The organism is Bifidobacterium sp. wkB344, from assembly GCF_003688305.1.
In the GTDB taxonomy this organism is placed as follows: domain Bacteria; phylum Actinomycetota; class Actinomycetes; order Actinomycetales; family Bifidobacteriaceae; genus Bombiscardovia; species Bombiscardovia mizhiensis.
The window spans coordinates 1-18,593 of the sequence record NZ_NPOQ01000013.1 but is presented as its reverse complement, the minus strand read 5'-3'; the positions used below and the strand labels follow the sequence as shown (position 1 = coordinate 18,593).

At 55.5% G+C, this 18,593-nt stretch carries 10 protein-coding genes; 8 read left to right on the top strand and 2 right to left on the bottom strand.

Annotation, left to right across the window (positions count from 1 at the left end; all coding sequences use genetic code 11):
• Nucleotides 1-7 precede the first annotated feature (7 nt).
• A complete protein-coding gene (locus tag CI601_RS03555) occupies nt 8-754 on the bottom strand; it encodes an SDR family oxidoreductase (protein WP_121914323.1) in 747 nt (248 codons plus the stop codon).
• A 307-nt stretch (nt 755-1,061) separates the two neighbouring features.
• On the opposite strand from CI601_RS03555, the gene CI601_RS03550 reads away from it, so the two are divergent.
• The 7 genes from CI601_RS03550 (at nt 1,062) to CI601_RS03520 (ending at nt 10,996) form a co-directional block, all read left to right on the top strand.
• Nucleotides 1,062-4,451 (top strand): DUF5107 domain-containing protein, encoded by a 3,390-nt coding sequence (locus tag CI601_RS03550; RefSeq protein ID WP_121914322.1) that lies wholly within the window; start codon nt 1,062-1,064, stop codon nt 4,449-4,451.
• On the top strand, nt 4,448-5,506 hold the full coding sequence (locus tag CI601_RS03545; protein ID WP_121914321.1) for an aldose epimerase family protein: 1,059 nt from the start codon (nt 4,448-4,450) through the stop codon (nt 5,504-5,506). Before CI601_RS03550 ends, CI601_RS03545 begins: the two co-directional genes overlap by 4 nt.
• Before the next feature lie 42 nt (nt 5,507-5,548).
• Entirely contained in the window at nt 5,549-6,988 is a 1,440-nt protein-coding gene (locus tag CI601_RS03540) for a sugar porter family MFS transporter (RefSeq protein WP_121914320.1), read from the top strand.
• 133 nt (nt 6,989-7,121) lie between these two features.
• Nucleotides 7,122-7,973, top strand: a complete 852-nt coding sequence (locus tag CI601_RS03535) for an AraC family transcriptional regulator (protein ID WP_121914319.1) — start codon at nt 7,122-7,124, stop codon at nt 7,971-7,973.
• A 176-nt stretch (nt 7,974-8,149) separates the two neighbouring features.
• Nucleotides 8,150-9,430, top strand: coding sequence for an MFS transporter (locus CI601_RS03530; RefSeq protein ID WP_259465299.1), 1,281 nt, complete (start codon nt 8,150-8,152; stop codon nt 9,428-9,430).
• 346 nt (nt 9,431-9,776) lie between these two features.
• On the top strand, nt 9,777-10,517 hold the full coding sequence (locus CI601_RS03525; RefSeq protein ID WP_121914317.1) for an SDR family oxidoreductase: 741 nt from the start codon (nt 9,777-9,779) through the stop codon (nt 10,515-10,517).
• Nucleotides 10,518-10,630: 113 nt separating this feature from the next.
• Nucleotides 10,631-10,996, top strand: coding sequence for a TIGR02328 family protein (locus tag CI601_RS03520; RefSeq protein WP_121914316.1), 366 nt, complete (start codon nt 10,631-10,633; stop codon nt 10,994-10,996).
• A gap of 158 nt (nt 10,997-11,154) precedes the next feature.
• Here the strand turns inward: CI601_RS03520 and CI601_RS03515 are convergent, their stop codons facing one another.
• Nucleotides 11,155-12,411, bottom strand: coding sequence for a sugar MFS transporter (locus CI601_RS03515; protein ID WP_121914315.1), 1,257 nt, complete (start codon nt 12,409-12,411; stop codon nt 11,155-11,157).
• Between the two features lie 205 nt (nt 12,412-12,616).
• On the opposite strand from CI601_RS03515, the gene CI601_RS03510 reads away from it, so the two are divergent.
• Nucleotides 12,617-18,593, top strand: a 5,977-nt coding sequence (locus CI601_RS03510) for a Spy0128 family protein (RefSeq protein ID WP_147437934.1), incomplete at its 3' end; no start/stop codon positions are given.

Genomic DNA, 18,593 nt, shown 5'->3' with positions numbered 1-18,593 from the left:
GAGGAATTCACCAGGGCTGGATGGTGGGGCCTACGGTGAATTCCGATACATTGGTATCCTCAGGCTGATCAATGGCAAAGGCCACCACCTGAGCCACCCGCTCGGGATCAATCTGGTAGCTGTCGTAGGTCTTGTTCATATCAGCCAGGGTTTGCTTGTCTGTGATGGTCTCCAGTAGTTCAGTCTTAATGGCCGCCGGATAAATGGTAGAGGTACGAATATGCGTCCTCTCCTGGGCGGACTCCATCCTGAGCACCTCCATCAGATCACGCAGACCCCACTTGGTTGCCCCATAGACCGCCCCGCCAGTATAGGCTTTGAGTCCAGCCACCGAAGAGGTGGCGATGAACTGACCATGTCGCTGCCCGATGAACTCCGGCAGGGCCGCAGCAATGCCGTACAGTGCACCTTTCAGGTTGACGTCAATGGTCCTGTCCCACTCGTCCACATGCAGAGCCGACAAGGGCGAGTTAGGCATGAGCCCAGCGTTGAGGAATACCACGTCCACCCCGCCGAACTGCTTCTTGGCGAAAGCCACGAAGTCCTTGTTGGCCCGTCGATCGGTCACATCCAGAGCCATGGCGACCGCCTGGCCACCGGCCTGAACGATGTCGTTGACGATTGTATCCAGCCGATCCTTGCGGCGAGCGCCCAGCACCACCTTGGCCCCTCGCTGCGCCAACAGCCTCGCTGTGGCCTCCCCGATACCGGACGAAGCTCCGGTAATCAACACTGTCTTATCTGCAACTGTCATAGCAGTCCCACCTTTCCTTGATCTTCAATCGGCCTGATGGTACAACCTCGAGCCGCTGGAAGTGCAAGTTAAAAGTGGGCCGCCTGTGACTTACCTATCAGAGTCTGTGATTTCAGAATCGACAGACCGAACCGGCACGAGGCCACAAATCCTCCTAGTAAGAGCAAGAATCCGAAATAAGAGGACAATTTTACTGGTCGCAACCCAAATATCCAGCCTTAGTGTGAGACGTAAGGAGACAGCATCGGAGCTGCTTCGGGCCGCTCGACTCCCCCAGACATAACCTTAAAAGACAAAGGAGCAGGTAATGTCGTCAACCGGACAGGTCAAAATTTCGGACACCACCTTGGTCATTCCCACCTACGGAGTCGGCAAACCGGATAAGAATCCTCAATTTATTGAAAAACGCGTCTATCAGGGATCCTCGGGCAAGGTCTATCCATACCCGGTAATCACTTCTATCAAAGACACCAAGGAAGACAAGTCATACAAAGCTGTCATCATTGAGAATGAATATATCAAGGTAACGGTGCTCCCCGAACTAGGGGGCAGAATCCAATATGCCCAGGATAAGACCAACGGGTACGATTTCGTCTACCGAAACGATGTTATAAAGCCTGCACTGGTCGGCCTTACGGGACCGTGGATCTCGGGAGGCATCGAATTTAACTGGCCTCAGCACCATCGCCCCACTACTTTCAGTCCAGTCGATTACCGTCTTGTCGACCTCGCCAATGGCGGCAAGGGAGTCCAATGCCATGATGTCGACCAGATGTACGGCACCGAGGTCGTCACTACAATCGCCCTCTATCCAGGTAAGGCGTACATAGCCATCACAGGAGATCTCTACAATGGCACAAGCCTTCCCCAGACTTTCCTTTGGTGGGCTAACCCGGCCGTATCTGTCAACGCCCACACCAAGACGGTCATGCCTCCGGATGTAACAGCGGTGATGGATCACGGCAAACGCGACGTGAGCAGATATCCTATCGCCACGGGCACTTATTACAAGCATGACTATTCGGAAGGCGTGGACATTGGTAGGTACAAGAACGTCCCCGTTCCTACCTCCTACATGGCTGCTGGAAGCAAGTACGACTTCGTTGGCGGATACGATTACGCAGCTCAAGCCGGCATCCTGCATTATGCCGACCACCACATCAGTCCCGGCAAGAAGCAGTGGGTCTGGGGTAGCGGTGATTTTGGACATGCCTGGGATCGGAACCTGACCGATGACAATGGGCCCTATGCCGAACTCATGACCGGTGTATTCACTGACAACCAGCCGGATTTCAGCTGGCTCAAGCCTTTCGAAACCAAACGTTTCACCCAGTATTTCATGCCGTATAAAGCCTGTGGTCTGGTTAAAAACGCCACATTAGATGCTGCTGTGAACATGGAGTTTGGCCCTGTTGATCCTGCGAAAGCCGCGGGAGAAACCGAAGGCGTCGACGGCAGCGGCTTGTCGGATGGGCAGGGCCGGGTAACCGTGTACGCCACGCACCGTATAGATCATGGTCTGGTCAAGGTCACGAATCGTAAAGGCGAAACCCTACTCGAACGAACCACTCTACTGAGCCCCGTCAATATCCTCACTGAAGAGTTCGACACTCACGGGACGGCTCCCACAGACATGACCGTATCGGTCACCGACCAAGACACCGGTAAGGAACTCGTCTCTTACACTCCGGAACCGGATACTATCGACAAACTGCCCAGCCCCGCAAAAGCTGCACCCAAACCGAGCGATGTCGCCACCAATGAGGAGCTATTCCTCATCGGCACCCATCTTGAACAATACCGCCATGCCACATATCGTCCCGATCCCTACTATCTGGAAGGACTGCAACGCGATCCCGGCGATGCCAGGATCAACAATGCCTATGGCCTGCTTCTGCTACGACGCGGCGTGTTCGAAAAAGCAAAGGAACATTTCCAAAAGGCCATCGACCGCATAACCAGCCGTAACCCCAACCCCTATGATTCAGAACCGTACTTCAATCTCGGCCTGGCTAATTGGTATCTGGGACTGGAAGATCAGGCCTACGATGCCTTTTACAAGTCGACCTGGGATGATTCCCAACAAGAAATGGGCTTCTTCTATCTCGCCGCAATCAGCGCACGCCGCGGCAACTGGTCTCAATCCTTGGACTTCGTCAATAGAAGCCTGGTGAAGAACTCTGAGAACATCAGGGCTAGAGGGCTCAAAGCCTACTTGTTGCGCAAGTTGGGCAGAACAGACGAGGCCGCCAGCCAGGTGGAGAAGAACCTCACCTTGGATGCATTCGACTTCGTCTCACGCTACGAACACTACCTGACCACAGGCAATAAACACGATTTGGATCTGACCCGAGGATTCACAAAGAACCACATCAAGGCAGCTCGCGAATATGCGTCTTTCGGAGCCTATGATGAAGCCTTGGCCATGCTGAACCAAGCCAAAGGCCAGGATCCGATGCTGGACTACTACAAAGGCTATTATCTGGCAGCCATGGATCGTCCCGACCAAGCCAAGGAAGCTGTTCTGAAAGGCGAGGAAGACGACAGCTACTGCTGCTTCCCTAACACCTTGGACGATATTCAGGTCCTTCAGGCCGCGATGAAGATGGGCGCTAACGCCAAGGCACCTTACTATCTGGGATGCCTTTATTACGACAAGCTCCAATCAGACAGGGCTATCGAGCTATGGCAGACCAGTGCTCAGAACGATCCGAACTTCCCCACTGTCCACCGCAATTTATCCTTGGCATACTATAACAAGCGACATGATGAAGCCGGCGCCCTAGAGCAGATGGAAAAGGCCTTCAGCCTCGATCCGACCGATTCCAGCATCTTCCTGGAACTGGATCAACTCCGCCGGATGCTTGGATGGACCTACAGCCAGCGTCTGGTCGAATACCGCCGCAATCTCAACGCCGTTCAGGAGCGCGATGACTTGTACATCGAGTATCTGACAGTGCTCAACATGACCGGCAATTATCGCGAAGCCTATGAACTGATGGGCAAACGGCATTTCCATCCTTGGGAAGGCGGAGAAGGAAAGATCACAGCTCAATACCGCATCAGTCTGATGCTCATGGCAAAGGACGCAATGAACGCCAAAGACTGGCAAACAGCTAAGGATCTGCTGACCAAGGCCCAGTCCTATCCAGAAAATCTGGGCGAGGGCAAGCTCGAAGGGCAGAAAGACAACGATCTGCATTATCTCTTGGGCCTGGTCGAAGCACACATGGGTCATGATGAAGCGGCAAAGGCTCAATTCCGTCAGGCGACCATCGGACCGGACGAAGTCAAGGGGGCAATGTTCTATAACGACCAGCCTGCAGAAATGATCCTGTACCAGGGTCTGGCACATGATGCACTGGGTGAACACGGACCTGCCAATGCCAGGTTCTACCGCCTGCTGGACTTCGGCGAACAGCACCTGAACGATCAAGCAGCTATAGAATACTTCGCAGTATCCCTTCCCGACTTCGTAATCTATGACAAAGATTACACAAGAATGAACCACATTCATTGCTTGTATGTCATGGCTTTAGCCAACATCGGATTGGGCAAGGCGCAAAAGGCGTCGGATCTGCTTGCCAAAGCTATGTCCGAAGATCCTAGCCACATCCAGGTCAACCTATTTAGCGACGAACTGTCCCATCGGCATATATTGATGAACAGTTCTGCTGCAACTAAGGCGACAGCATGAAGGCAGCGGACATGTCGGCCGACGAATTCGGCAGATTAGACGATGATAGAGCCGCACACCTATTTAGGCTCCAAAATGGACAGGGACAATCGGCAACAATCACCGATTACGGAGCGCGGCTTGTCTCTTTCCTCACCCCGGACAGTGCCGGAGATCTTAGACAAATCGTCTTGGGGTGCTCGGATTTAGCGAGCTATTGCGCTGACACCTGTTGTCTGGGTGCCATCATCGGACGCAATGCCAACAGGATATCTAATGCTCAGTTCCAGCTGAATGGACGCACATACCGATTAGCAGCGAACGACGGCAAAAATAACAACCACAGCGGCCCCGATGGTTACGAGCACCGACTTTGGACGACTGATTCGTACGACGACCGGCATGTCACCTTGAGGATGGATACCCCAGACGGCGATCAAGGCTTTCCAGGAGCCATGTCGATCACGGTATGCTACAGGCTTCAGGATGACGGACTCGAAATAACCTTCGAAGGCGCCACGGATGCAGACACCATATGCAATCTCACCAATCATGCCTACTTCAACCTGGATGGCGACGGATCTGGCAATATTCTGGATCACACACTGCAGATAAATGCAGATACGTTCTGCCCCATCATCAGTGAGGATGCCATCCCAACAGGCTCTCGACAGGCCGTGGCCGATACTCCGATGGATTTCAGGAAATCCTGCAACATCGGTAAGCGTCGCGATCCGACTTTCGATCAGATCAGGCTTGGGCACGGCTACAACCATGCCTACCCGATCAACAAAAGCCCTCGAGAGTTCGACCATATGGCCACGCTAACCAGCGCGAAAACCGGCATTCGGCTCGACGTCTTTTCCGATCTGCCCGCAATCCAGATGTACACCGGTGACTATCTGAGCAACACCCGAGCTAGGGATGGCCACTGCTATGGGCCCAGGGAGGGCATAGCGCTTGAATGCGAATTTGTACCCAACGCCATCAACAGCGACAACCCCATAAAACCCATCTTAAGAGCAGGCGACATTTTTGCCGCCAGGATCTGCTACCGAACGAGCATCATCTCCTGAAACAACAGAGACCCGTCAACAAGATAGAAAGAAGTTTCTCACATGTCTCATCCAACTAAAACCGGTATACCGCCGGCAAAAGGCTTATCCAACGGCAATAAGATCAAACTCATTATCGTTTGCGCTGCCGCTGCCGTCGGCGGATTTATGTTCGGCTACGACACATCCGTCATCAACAGCGCCGTCAAGGCACTGACCAGTCCGGATTCCGGATTCGGCGTCACAGGCTTCATGTCCGGATTCACTGTTTCATCGGCGCTCGTCGGCTGCGCTGTAGGAGCTTGGTTTGCCGGCAAACTCGCCGATCGCTACGGTCGCACCAAGGTTCTTATCGGCGCATCCATACTTTTCGTGGCCTGCGCCCTGGTATCGGGCCTGACAAGCAACGTTTGGGTGTTCTTCATATTCAGATTCCTAGGAGGAATCGGAGTCGGCTTCACCTCTGTCATCGGCCCTTCGTACATCTCGGAAATCGCTCCTCAGAATCTGCGCGGCATGCTAGGTTCCATGCAACAGTTCGCCATCGTTCTTGGACAAATTGCAGCTTTAGGCCTCAATGATCTGTATGCCATGGGCGCAGGCGGTGCCGAAAAGACCTGGTGGCTGGGTCTGGCGGCTTGGCGATGGATGCTGATGACTATGGCTCTGCCGGGCATACTTATGTTCGTGGTGGCACTGATGCTCCCGGAGTCCCCGAGATATCTGGTGATGAAAGGGCAGAACGAGAAAGCCAGGACTATCCTCTCCGAAATCACAGGCGAGCCCGATCCCGACGACAAGGTTCGGGAAATACGTGGAACCATGCTCGAACGTCCGGCACGCTTGTCTGATCTGAGGGGCGATTGCTTCGGATTGCGCAAGGTTATGTGGGTGGCAATCGGAGTAGCCATGCTACAGCAACTCCAAGGGACGAACGTTATCATGTTCTACGATTCGTCCATGTGGCAGATGGTCGGATTCTCCGAGCAAAGCGCATTGCATATGTCGTTCATTCGCACGATCTTCGCTCTGATTGCCACCATGATCGGCATGGCCTACATCGACAAGATCGGTCGGCGCAAGCTGCTAACCATTGGCTCCGTAACCATGACCATTGGTCTGGCGCTTATGGCCGTAGGGTTCTTCACCGGCAAGGTGGTCAACGGTGAAGTGAATGTGACCACGGGCTGGGCCTGGTTCTTGCTGATCGTAGCCAATGTATTCTGGTTCTGCTATTCCGCTACCTGGGCACCAGGCATGTGGGTCGTCATCTCCGAAGTGCTGCCAAACTCTATCCGTGCCATAGGAGTGTCAGTGGCGACTTTCTTCTGCTGGATAGCTTCAGCCGCCTGCAACTGGGTGTTCCCCTCCATGCGTGACGGGATTGGCTTGGGCTGGTCCTATGTGATCTTCGCCCTTTTCGGCGTCGTAGGTTTCCTTCTGGTCACCAAGGCCCTGCCTGAGACCAGTGGCGTGGCGCTAGAAGACATGAGCGAGAACTGAAACTGGGACCCTACACGGGCATTTTGACGATGGCAGGGACCATGCCGCACGGTTCCTGCCATCATCCTTACCCACCTAGCGGCTGGACTTATAGCATATCGTTAAGGAATATGGACAAAGAGGAACAGTAATCATGAAACCCGCCGAGCACTTCATCGACTTGGCCAAGTCGGACTTCGTCATGCGGATTCCTTCGGCCACAGCTCGGCGTACATTTCTTTACCTGCTTAGGTCTGGCCTATTCAGCTACCAGCCCGGCTATCGCCTTGATCGCCGCTCCTTTGACAGTTTTCTCGTCATGCTAGTGCTCTCAGGATCCATGGATTTGGATCTGCCTGTAGGTCATTTGCGGGCCGTGGCTGATCAATTCGTTCTCGTTGACTGCTATTCCCGTCATCGTTATGGGACTGACACCAAAACGGATGTATTGTGGATGCACTTCGACGGAATAACAGCACGACCGTATTATGACTTGATTACAGCTAAACTTGGAAATGTAATCACCCTTCGCAACCCTTCATATGCTCGGACTCAGTTGCGTGAGATCCACGATATGGCCACGGATCAGGGTGGATACTCCGAACCGGAGATGGCTCGTCATATTACTGATCTGCTTACGGAATTTGCTGTAGAGAACAAGCCCGGAGTCACAGCAAAGCGCTCACATACCATCGATGACTCGATAGCATACATCGCCGATAATCTCAATCAGTCGCTCACGGTGAGCTCACTGGCCGAACGGGCATATATGAGCGAGTACCACTTCATCCGTATCTTCAAAAAACAAACAGGTCTGACACCTCACGCATATATCACGGCTTCACGTATCGATGTGGCCAAATTCCTACTTGTGAACAGCGATCTTTCCCTGGACGAAATCCGCAAACAGTGCGGATTCTCCTCGATATCAATCCTATGCAACACCTTCAAACATCAAGTAGGTATGACTCCTATACAATACCGCCGTCAAAACGGTGATTATTGAGTTCTCGCCACTCTTCGACATCCACAAATCCTATTAGGATAATTCGTGCCCATATTGGCATCCTCATCGCAGATTCCGCAACAACATACTGGTATCATCCCTGGTAATTTGTTCTTCCCTTATCTGCGAAAGAAAGGTCAGCGGTCATGCCTCGACCATCACGATCATCTGCCCGGATGCAGGCCGTCTACCCGTACTTCATCGTTTTGACCGGCATCATACTCAACGCTGTACCAGTCTCGCTGATTTGCAGTTGCGCAGGAATATATTTCACACCTGTCAGCCAATATTTCCACGTGCCTAAAGCTGTGTTCACCGGTTACTTCAGCCTGTTTAGCATCACTATGGTGTTCTTCCTGCCTATAGCAGGACGGCTGATGAGCAAATTTGACCTGCGCGCTGTGCTAAGCGCAAGCATTCTTTTGGTGGGTCTAGGCTGTCTGGCAATGTCCCGTACCACAGCCATCTGGCAGTTCTACGTCTGTGGATTCGTCATGGGCGTGGGCATGCCGGCCGTACTTTACCTAGCCGTGCCCACCTTGATCAACGCATGGTTCTGCAAGCGCATCGGATTCAATATAGGTTTGTGCATGGCCTTCACAGGTATAGGCGGTGCTATTTTCAACCAATTAGGCAACTCGATCATCCAATCCGCACCTGACGGTTGGCGACGTGGATACTTGACCTTTGGAATTATTATCCTGGTCGTCACTCTTCCATTTACCATATTCATCGTTCGCTCACACCCATCGGATCTGGGTCTGCAACCATATGGGGCTGATCGCTCCCCAGTCAATACTCAAACGGATAAGGCGATTAACAAAGAAGAAGAAGATAAGTCTGCAGCCAAACCCACGGACAAGGGCATAACAGCACATCAGGCCCTGCGTACCCCGGCTTTCTGGTCCTTGGTGATATTCTGCGCACTTATCACCATGAACCAGACTGTCTACCAATTCCTGCCCTCCTATGCGGCATCCATTCCCTCCATGGCAGCCATGGCAGGTCTGATCGCCTCCTCCTGCATGATCGGACAAGCAATTGGCAAGATCACACTTGGATTCATCAACGACCGGAATGTGGTCCTTGGTTTAGGAGTTGGGATCAGTAGCGGACTAATAGGCATCTTTTTGATGTGGGCTTTCCCCACCCACCGCATCCTGCTGCTGCTCGGTTCTTTCGGATTTGGATTCGTATATGCCTGCACGACGGTCGAAACACCTCTGTTGGCGCGATCGGTCTTCGGCACCTTGGATTATACGGAGATTTATGCCCGCATACAGATGGCCGGTTCCGCAGCCTCAGCCGTCGCAGCGATCCTCTGGGGAATAATTATTGACCGGCCACATGGATATGCCATACTGTTCACCTTAAGCGCGCTGATCATGGTAGTAGCTCTGGCAACTGGCTCTCTTCCATTGGTTGATGGCCGTAGGAAAGGCAGCCTGTACGCATGAAACCATTTTTAGTAATTTCCGTATTGCCGGTTTTCAAGCATATGGCTCACAGCTACAAAGGCAGATAGGTGCTGATATATTATTAACTAAACATATCTGCCCTTTTTCTTAACTAATTCGCGAACAATACAATTGCCATTATTTTGATTTGCGTCATAAATCATCACTTTGTAGTCAAAAAATCTCATCGAGATACAGGCCGCAGACTTAACGAAGCAATAACACAGATCCACATACCTAGCGTAGAAGACGTGTCATCCTGAGATTGCACATTCAGCAGCCATCAGTATGGGCATGGCATCCCATAAGATGGAATATGACAGCACATCTCTATAAAGGAGTGGATATGACTGATCGTCTACAAGGTAAGGTAGCCATCATCACCGGAGGAACCGGCGGCATGGGCGTAGGCATCGCCGAATGCTTCGTCCGCGAGGGAGCCAAGGTGGCCCTTACCGACATCAAGGAGACCGATGCCTCCCGCAGCTTCATGCAGGAGCACCCCGGGCAGGTCGTCTTCCACACCTTGGACGTGACGGACGAGGACCAGTGGGTCTCCACCATCGACACCGTTGAAAAGGAGCTGGGCCAGCTGACCACCGTGGTCAACAACGCCGGCGTCGGCGACAAGGGCGTCACCATGGACGAGGAAAGCTACGATGACTGGAAGAAGATCATCGCTATCAACCTGAACGGAACCTTCCTGGGCACCAAGCATGGCATGCGGGTCATGAAAGGCCGTGGCGGATCCATTATCAACATCTCCTCCATCGAGGGCTTCGTGGGCCTGAGCCGGGCTGGAGCCTACAACGCCAGCAAGGGCGGCACCAGGCTGCTGACCAAGTCTGCCGCTCTGGATTCTGCCAACAACAACTACGGTGTTCGCATCAACTCGGTCCATCCTGGATTCATCAAGACCCCTCTGATCAGCCAGAGCCTTGAAGACAGGATGAGCAAGCTGACACCTCTGGGCCACATCGGCGAGCCCCAGGACATCGGCGAGATCTGCGTCTACCTGGCCAGCGACGAATCCAAGTTCGCGCTGGGTGCCGAATTCGTTGTGGACGGTGGATTCATCGCCCAGTAAGGAATTCCAGTAAGGAATTGCCCAACCCCCTTCTTCTGCCAGTCCGCCTCACAGCAATGCAAACGGCTAGGCTGAAGGAGGGGTTCACTTATGCCCTCAACGAGGGGGGCGTCATGCGACTGTGGCATCAGGATCTGATTCGGCTGCTTCCCAGACAGCAGCTGCTGGGTCAGCATCGGGAGATCACCGCCCTGCGTGGACTGGGCTGGGGTCGACGGCATGCCACCGTTGACTATGTCTTTCTCCACTCTCCATACAAGCTCTTTCAATTTCATCTGCTGGTCATGGCAACGATGCGCGAGCGCGGCTACCATCCTGATCCTGCCTGGTATGACCCGCTCTACCGCGGCAGGCATTGCCCGCCATATAAGGATTTAACTGCAGAGCCGCTGACAGATCCCATCTACCCCGAACACGATGTAGCCTATCTGCAGGAATGCCTGGAGAATCTAGCAGGGAAGGGCATCCATTTGACCTGATGACGACCCTCAGGGCCGGTGTCGACTGGCTGCTGTGGCCATAAAATTCACAGACGTGTACGGCAATATCTGGGAACGGCTGTTTGAATCCGAGTATCTGCCCAAAGATTGTGCTTCGCCCGACAACCGGTTGGCAGAGTTTTGCCAACCAAAGGGTGTTATTCCCGAGTGAGCCTGGACACCGTGGGCACCATGAGGGTAACCGCCGCCAGCAAGAGCGCCAAGGGCAACAGAGCAGGCCTGACACCGGTATGGTCGGCCAGAAACCCGATAGCCGGGGGAATGATCCAAGAGACCCCGTAGTAGGCAGTGGAGATGACCGAAGCACGCTGGGCTGCCACAGCTGGATCCTTGGTTGCCAGCGTGGTGACGATAGGTACACCCAGAGCAGCTCCGACGCCCCAAATTCCAGTGCCCACAAGGCTCAACACGAAAGAGGGAGCAAGAGCATAGACCAGGATGCCCAGAGCCGAGACCAGAAGGGTCAGGACCAGCGAACGCATGTTCCCCAGTCGTTCGATCAGATGCGTACCCAGCAACCTTGAGACGATCATGGCTGCAGCGAAGATCGTGGGAGCAAGACCGGCTTGGGACTCAGGGACGCCGAAGGCATCGACCAGGCCGATCCCAGTCCAATCATTGACAGCACCCTCGCTGGCCTCCAGGGCCACATTAATCAGAGCAAGCATAAGAACCAGTGCATCGCCCCAAGCAGCCAACTGCTTGCCGAAGGCGGACGATTGCTTTGACTCCGACCCCGCCTGCTGATCCGAACGTTGGTCGTCAGCGCCGCCCTTGTAATCCCCTAGAGGCTGAGCCGGGCAGAGCAGAACGCAGGCGATCACCAGAGCCAGGCTGACTAGCGCATTGACTGCTAGGTGCGTACCTATGGCCACACCCAGATGAGACAGGAGCGAGCCCAGTCCCAAGGCAAGAAACATGCCCAAACTATATGAGGCATGAAACCGCGGCATTATGGACCGAGAGGAGAAGCGCTCCACTGCACCCGCCTCGACCGTGTTGACCGTTCCCCAGAGGCTGATCCCCGCCGAATTGAAGAGCAGTCCCAAAACCACCCCGGGCACTGAGCGCAGAGTGACAGCCAGTGCCGCGATTACCATGCCCAGGCACCAGGTGGAGGCTGCCAGCAGCATGGCCCGGCGCACGCCCAGCCGATCAGTCAATACACCCGAGATCAGCATGCCGACCAGAGCGCCGCAGCCACCCAGAATGGTCATCAGAGCCAGGCCCGAGGGCTGCAGACCGAGGCTGGCCTTGACTGTTGGCAGTCGAGAAATCCAAGCCGAGGTACCGATGCCCATGATGATGAAGAACCCGTAGACAGCCAACCGCTCGCGCATTCCGTGACCCGGAAAATCGGCAACCGAGCGCCCGCGATGATCCCGTTCACTCATGCAGACCTCCCTGTTCTGTCCATAGTTGACCCTTTACTCCGGAGGCGCATATCAATAGCGGAATTATAATCAATGACTTTGTATACTATTCTGTAAAGCTAGTATCGAATGACTCGAGAACCATCGTAGACAGTCGACCGGATGATCTGAAGGGGATGCCCCGGCCCGACGCCCCAGTCGGTCGTCAGCGCTCAAAAGGAGAAACGTGGCAAAGGGTAATTTGAGCGGAAAAGTCCTGGCCGGCCTGTTGGCTATGGCCACGTTAATACCCACTATGGCCATAGCCAATGGTGGACAGACAGCTGATGCCCAGACCACCGCCTCCACATCAACATCTGCAACGACACAAGCACAGCAGACATCGTCCACGTCGACCCAAACCTCGACTCCACAGTCAGGCACCGCCGCGTCCGGGGCAGCCCAAACCACTCAGAAGTCGGAGTCGACCACCCCGAACCAGGCCGCGCCCATACAACCCAGCACAGGGCCGACCACCAAATCGGCAATCAAGGACATGCTGGACACCGACGACGCCGTGGTCACCACACTGTCCCAAGCATCCCGCTCCACTGGCACGGCTCCTTTCGACAACGACAACAATCCCGGCGACGACCACGATGCAGACAATGACATAGTGCGCACTTTCGATAAGGTGTCCTACACCTACTCTTTTGCCGTAAATACCCGAAGCGAGACAACCAGCTATCGCCGAGGCCGAATAGGCTTCCAATTCAGACTGAGCCAGCCTGAGGACCAGGTCACCTTTGATGTGAATTCCATGGGCTGGGTGGACACTACACCGGAATACCAGCCAAAGCAAACTACAGAGACTATCGACGGTCATCCGACACAGGTGCTTACCGTTTACAGGCTACTCACCGCCCCACAGAATGTGCCTACCGTTATTCCGGGATCCTCCAGCGTCACTCTGGTCCTTCGGGTCCGAAGCATGCCCAATGGCAGCAAATTCGCCCCCGAGGTCCAAGCCTGGGGCGCTCCGAATACCACCACCAAGACCGATCCTGCTTCAGCCACATCCGATCAGGTCACCGTGTCGGCCAAGCTTAATCTGAACCTGCGAATCACTGGCGGGACCAATGAAGGCTCCGGCAACCAAACATTCGACTTCAACACCCCAGCCGCCAGCAATTACCCCAACCATGAGCTGGGTAAGCGCAAGGGGATCATCAGCAAGTTCAACTGGGCCGTTGACATGCGTTGGCCCGATCGGACCAAGGGCCTCAAGGGTCTGGATGTTCCCACTGGCCCCATTACCTTTTCCCTGTCACTGAGCAATTTGTGGCAGACCGCTGGCGGAGATGCCTACCCGAAGATAGCGGATCTGCAACCCTACTTCTGGGACATCGGCACCATCGACGGCGACTTCAACAACAGCGGACGCAACACCGGCGATCAGGGCTGGAGACCCACTCTCAGCAACTATGGCTATGCCCGATCCACGGGTGGCACGGCTGGGAAGGACCAAGTCCAAGGCAATGGTCAATACACCGTGGCTGAACAGCGCAACAGCCAGGGCCTCAGGCTGGACCTGACTTTGAAGGACTATAAAACCAACGACCCCTTCCCCTACCTAGGACACACCTATGCACTAGACGCCAAGTGCACGCCTGCCCTGGCCTCGACTGACTGCACGCGACAGGAAGTGGCCGAAATCTCCACTGGTTACCTGTATGTCTTCAACCCCTCCACTGTCGGCGGCAAGGACGTGGCCAACTACTATGGACAGACCGGTCTCAGCCTGCAGAGCAAGGTCGACGACGGCAACCTGAGTGCGAAATCGCTATCAAACCAGTCTTTACCCTCTGCCACCGGCCCCACGGACACGTCAAACCAACCAGACCAGTACGATGACATGTGGCACAACGTCATCTTCACGCTAGGCTCCAGCACAATAAAGGCAGGCATCAGCAACATCATTCAGTACAGTTGCATGACGGCTCCTAACTATTTTGATGACGGCGTGGACTGCGGGTGGTGGAATGCTCCTGACAACCGACGGGGGACCGACTCAGCAGTCGCAGGGACCCAAGTGCGGGTAACGGCCGGCTTCAACTTCAAAACCAGTAAGGCCGATCTGCCTCTGCTGGGAATGTCCTTGGTCAAGATCGACCCAAAGGTCATTAGACTGCCGGACCCCGCAGGTCTGAATATTCCCTGGGTCAATGGCATCTGGCAGAACGGCAAATACGATAAATACGAGCCAACGAGCGATCAACACCCGTCACAGGAACTGGTCATGTACGCCACCAAACCCGACGGAAAGGACTGGAAAAACGACACTGAGCAAGCCAATGCCGACATAGAGGATCTGAACTTTTATAGCACGCAGAAGGATGCAAAGGAGCATGGCACGGTTGTAGGCATGCTGCTGGGCGGGCACACCGCCGCGCCCTCCAAGTTTGCCGAAGAGAATTCCCGATTCGGCTTCGGCGGATTTGTGATCAACGTCCTCCCCGATGCCAAAGTAAGTTCGGTAGCCCAGCTGACATCAGTTTCGCGCACTTTCACCCGCAGCCAATTAGCAGCTATGGCCGGGTTAAGCCCCGAGAACTCCAGCGATCAGGAATGGGAGGACTGGGCCAAGCAGCAGAACCCCTACGAGCTGGCCAAAATCAAACCTCCCGTCTTAGCCACGTCGGTCGGAGGCTATACCAAGGCCAGCTATGACCAAATAAACGGTTACCTGGGCGGAGACACCGGCGGCAATGAACACGGGGACAGCCTCTATGTAGCCGGCGAAACCAACACCATCTCCAACGCCGTGGCACAAACAAGCACCAATTCCAAACCCAAAGAATACTTTGACATAGACAGCGATCAACGGTTCGTTGACTGGCGGCTAACCATCAACACCGGCACTTCAGCTTCCCAAGCCAACAAGGGCGCCAAAACCGAACTCTACATCACCGACAAACTGCCGGCAAAGCTCCACTACATCCCCGGCAGCGCCCGATTGGGTGGCACATATACGGAAGCCACGCCTGAAATGGGCCACATAGAGGGCGGAACCGCCTGTGAGCCATCAGTGAGCACGGACCCCGGAACCGGAATCACCACTCTGTCCTGGACATTGACCAACATCCCTGTGGACGGCAACAACCGCGTCATCCACTTCTCCACCTCCCTGGGTGACCTGACTGACCCTAACAAAGACATCGGCTCCAACGAAGACCTGACGACCTCTGCCACAGTTCAGTCAAAACAGAATATGTCCCAGCCCAACACATACTTGAAGACTGCCGACTCCTTCACCATCCACGCTTGGCGGACCAACACAACCACCCTTTCCACCTCGGCCGTACAGGACACTAATGAAGTCGGTGCACCAATCGGCTTCACCAACATGCTGAGCAGCACCTCAGGCAGTGGCAAGCAGCATCACTATGCCATCGACATCATGCCGTACAAACAGACAAGCGGTAAACCCGACTTCCACGGGGAACCTACTTTTGCCGATATGAACGTAAAAGCTTCGGCGGGGGCTAGTCTGAGCGGAATCACCATCCGCTACACCACAGATTCTCGATGGCGGGTCAATGACACGAGTTCCATACAATCCCAGGAATACCTCTCTTGGGACGAGGCTGACTTCAACACAACAAGTGGCGAAGTGAAAATGCCTGCAAACGTGGTGGCCTGGGCCTTCATCATCGATGGGCAGCCCAACCAATTCCGCTATGACATTGCTTTCCATATAAATCCCGGAAACAACTCCTCCGGCGACCTCTATCGGAATCGCTGGGGCAATGCACTGAACCAAATGCCAGCTCAGGCCATGGTTGTTCAACGTTCCATCAGTGGCATCGTATGGTACGACGTCGATGGGGACGGCACCCGCTCTTCGGACGATATCCTGCTTAAAGATGTCAAAGTGACCCTGCTCAACGATACTGACGACAAGCCCGCCAAGTCGGTCATCACCCCACATGATGATCTGAGCACAAAATCTGATTCCCAGGGCAAGTACGAACTGACCAATATACCGGCAGGTCAATTTCACCTGCGGTTCGACCCCGCTCCGAATACGAACTGGACCCACCTGTCTACGACAATCCAAAAGGCCAGCGGAGCCAGCCCGAGCGAAAACTCCTCAGCCAGCGACATACTGGAGGACGGAGCCATGAAAGGCGCCGTCATCAAGGATATTAAGTTCCAGAAGGCCGAGGATATGGTGGACACAGCCAGCCAATCCCTGGATTTCAACAACTGTGGCTTGACAGGAACAATGGACACCAATGAAGTGTCTGCAGGAGTCAAAGTACAGATCCAAGGCAGGAACTGGCTCAACTCAGACTCATTCACGTTAACTGCCGAGCCCCTGAATGGCGCACCGTCCGCAGCGTTGCCCAGCCAAATCACCATAGACGCTGACAACAAAAATGCCCAGGTGCCTGTCAACGTGTCTGCTCTGCCCGACGATGGCAGCTACGAGTATCGTATACACCAGGAAACCGGCTCCATTCCTGGCCTGACGTATGATCAGAGCACTGCAATCCTGACCATCACTTTGACAACCGATGCAGCTCAGTTACAACGTACCGCCAAGGCGCAGTGGACTGACAGCAAGGGCAAGAAGATAGACACGGCGGCCTTCACCAACACCTACCAGGCCAAGCCGGCCAAGCCCGTCATCACCGCCACCAAGCACCTGCAGGGCCGGGACCTGAAAGCCGGGGAGTTCACCTTCCACCTGTACGACGGGCAGACCGGCCATGAAGCGGGCTCGGCATCCAACGACGCCCAGGGCAGGATCGCCTTCAACGACCTGACCCTGGACCAGCCCGGCGACTACCACTACACCATCCGCGAGGACCAGGGCAGCCTGCCCGGCATCACCTACGACCGGCACGCGGCCACGGTCGACGTCCACGTCACCGACGACCTCAACGGCCAGCTCCAGGCCACCGTCACCAGCAAGGACACCACCTTCACCAACACCTACCAGGCCAAGCCGGCCACGGTCAGGCTCACCGCCTTCAAGCACCTGGAAGGCCGGGGCCTGAAAGCCGGGGAGTTCGACTTCCTCCTGCAGAACACCAAGGGCGGGAAGCCGGCCCAGGCATCCAACAAGGCCGACGGGACCGTCGCATTCCCCGACCAGACCCTGACCGAGGCCGGCGACTACACGTACTCCGTGAGCGAGGCCCAGGGCAGCCTGCCCGGCATCACCTACGACCAGAAGACGCACCGGATCACCGTCCACGTCACCGACGACCAGCAAGGCCAGCTCCAAGCCACCATCGACGGCAACAACCCCACCTTCACCAACACCTACCAGGCCAAGCCGGCCAAGCCCGTCATCACCGCCACCAAGCACCTGCAGGGCCGGGACCTGAAAGCCGGGGAGTTCACCTTCCACCTGTACGACGGGCAGACCGGCCATGAAGCGGGCTCGGCATCCAACGACGCCCAGGGCAGGATCGCCTTCAACGACCTGACCCTGGACCAGCCCGGCGACTACCACTACACCATCCGCGAGGACCAGGGCAGCCTGCCCGGCATCACCTACGACCGGCACGCGGCCACGGTCGACGTCCACGTCACCGACGACCTCAACGGCCAGCTCCAGGCCACCGTCACCAGCAAGGACACCACCTTCACCAACACCTACCAGGCCAAGCCGGCCACGGTCAGGCTCACCGCCTTCAAGCACCTGGAAGGCCGGGGCCTGAAAGCCGGGGAGTTCGACTTCCTCCTGCAGAACACCAAGGGCGGGAAGCCGGCCCAGGCATCCAACAAGGCCGACGGGACCGTCGCATTCCCCGACCAGACCCTGACCGAGGCCGGCGACTACACGTACTCCGTGAGCGAGGCCCAGGGCAGCCTGCCCGGCATCACCTACGACCAGAAGACGCACCGGATCACCGTCCACGTCACCGACGACCAGCAAGGCCAGCTCCAAGCCACCATCGACGGCAACAACCCCACCTTCACCAACACCTACCAGGCCAAGCCGGCCAAGCCCGTCATCACCGCCACCAAGCACCTGCAGGGCCGGGACCTGAAAGCCGGGGAGTTCACCTTCCACCTGTACGACGGGCAGACCGGCCATGAAGCGGGCTCGGCATCCAACGACGCCCAGGGCAGGATCGCCTTCAACGACCTGACCCTGGACCAGCCCGGCGACTACCACTACACCATCCGCGAGGACCAGGGCAGCC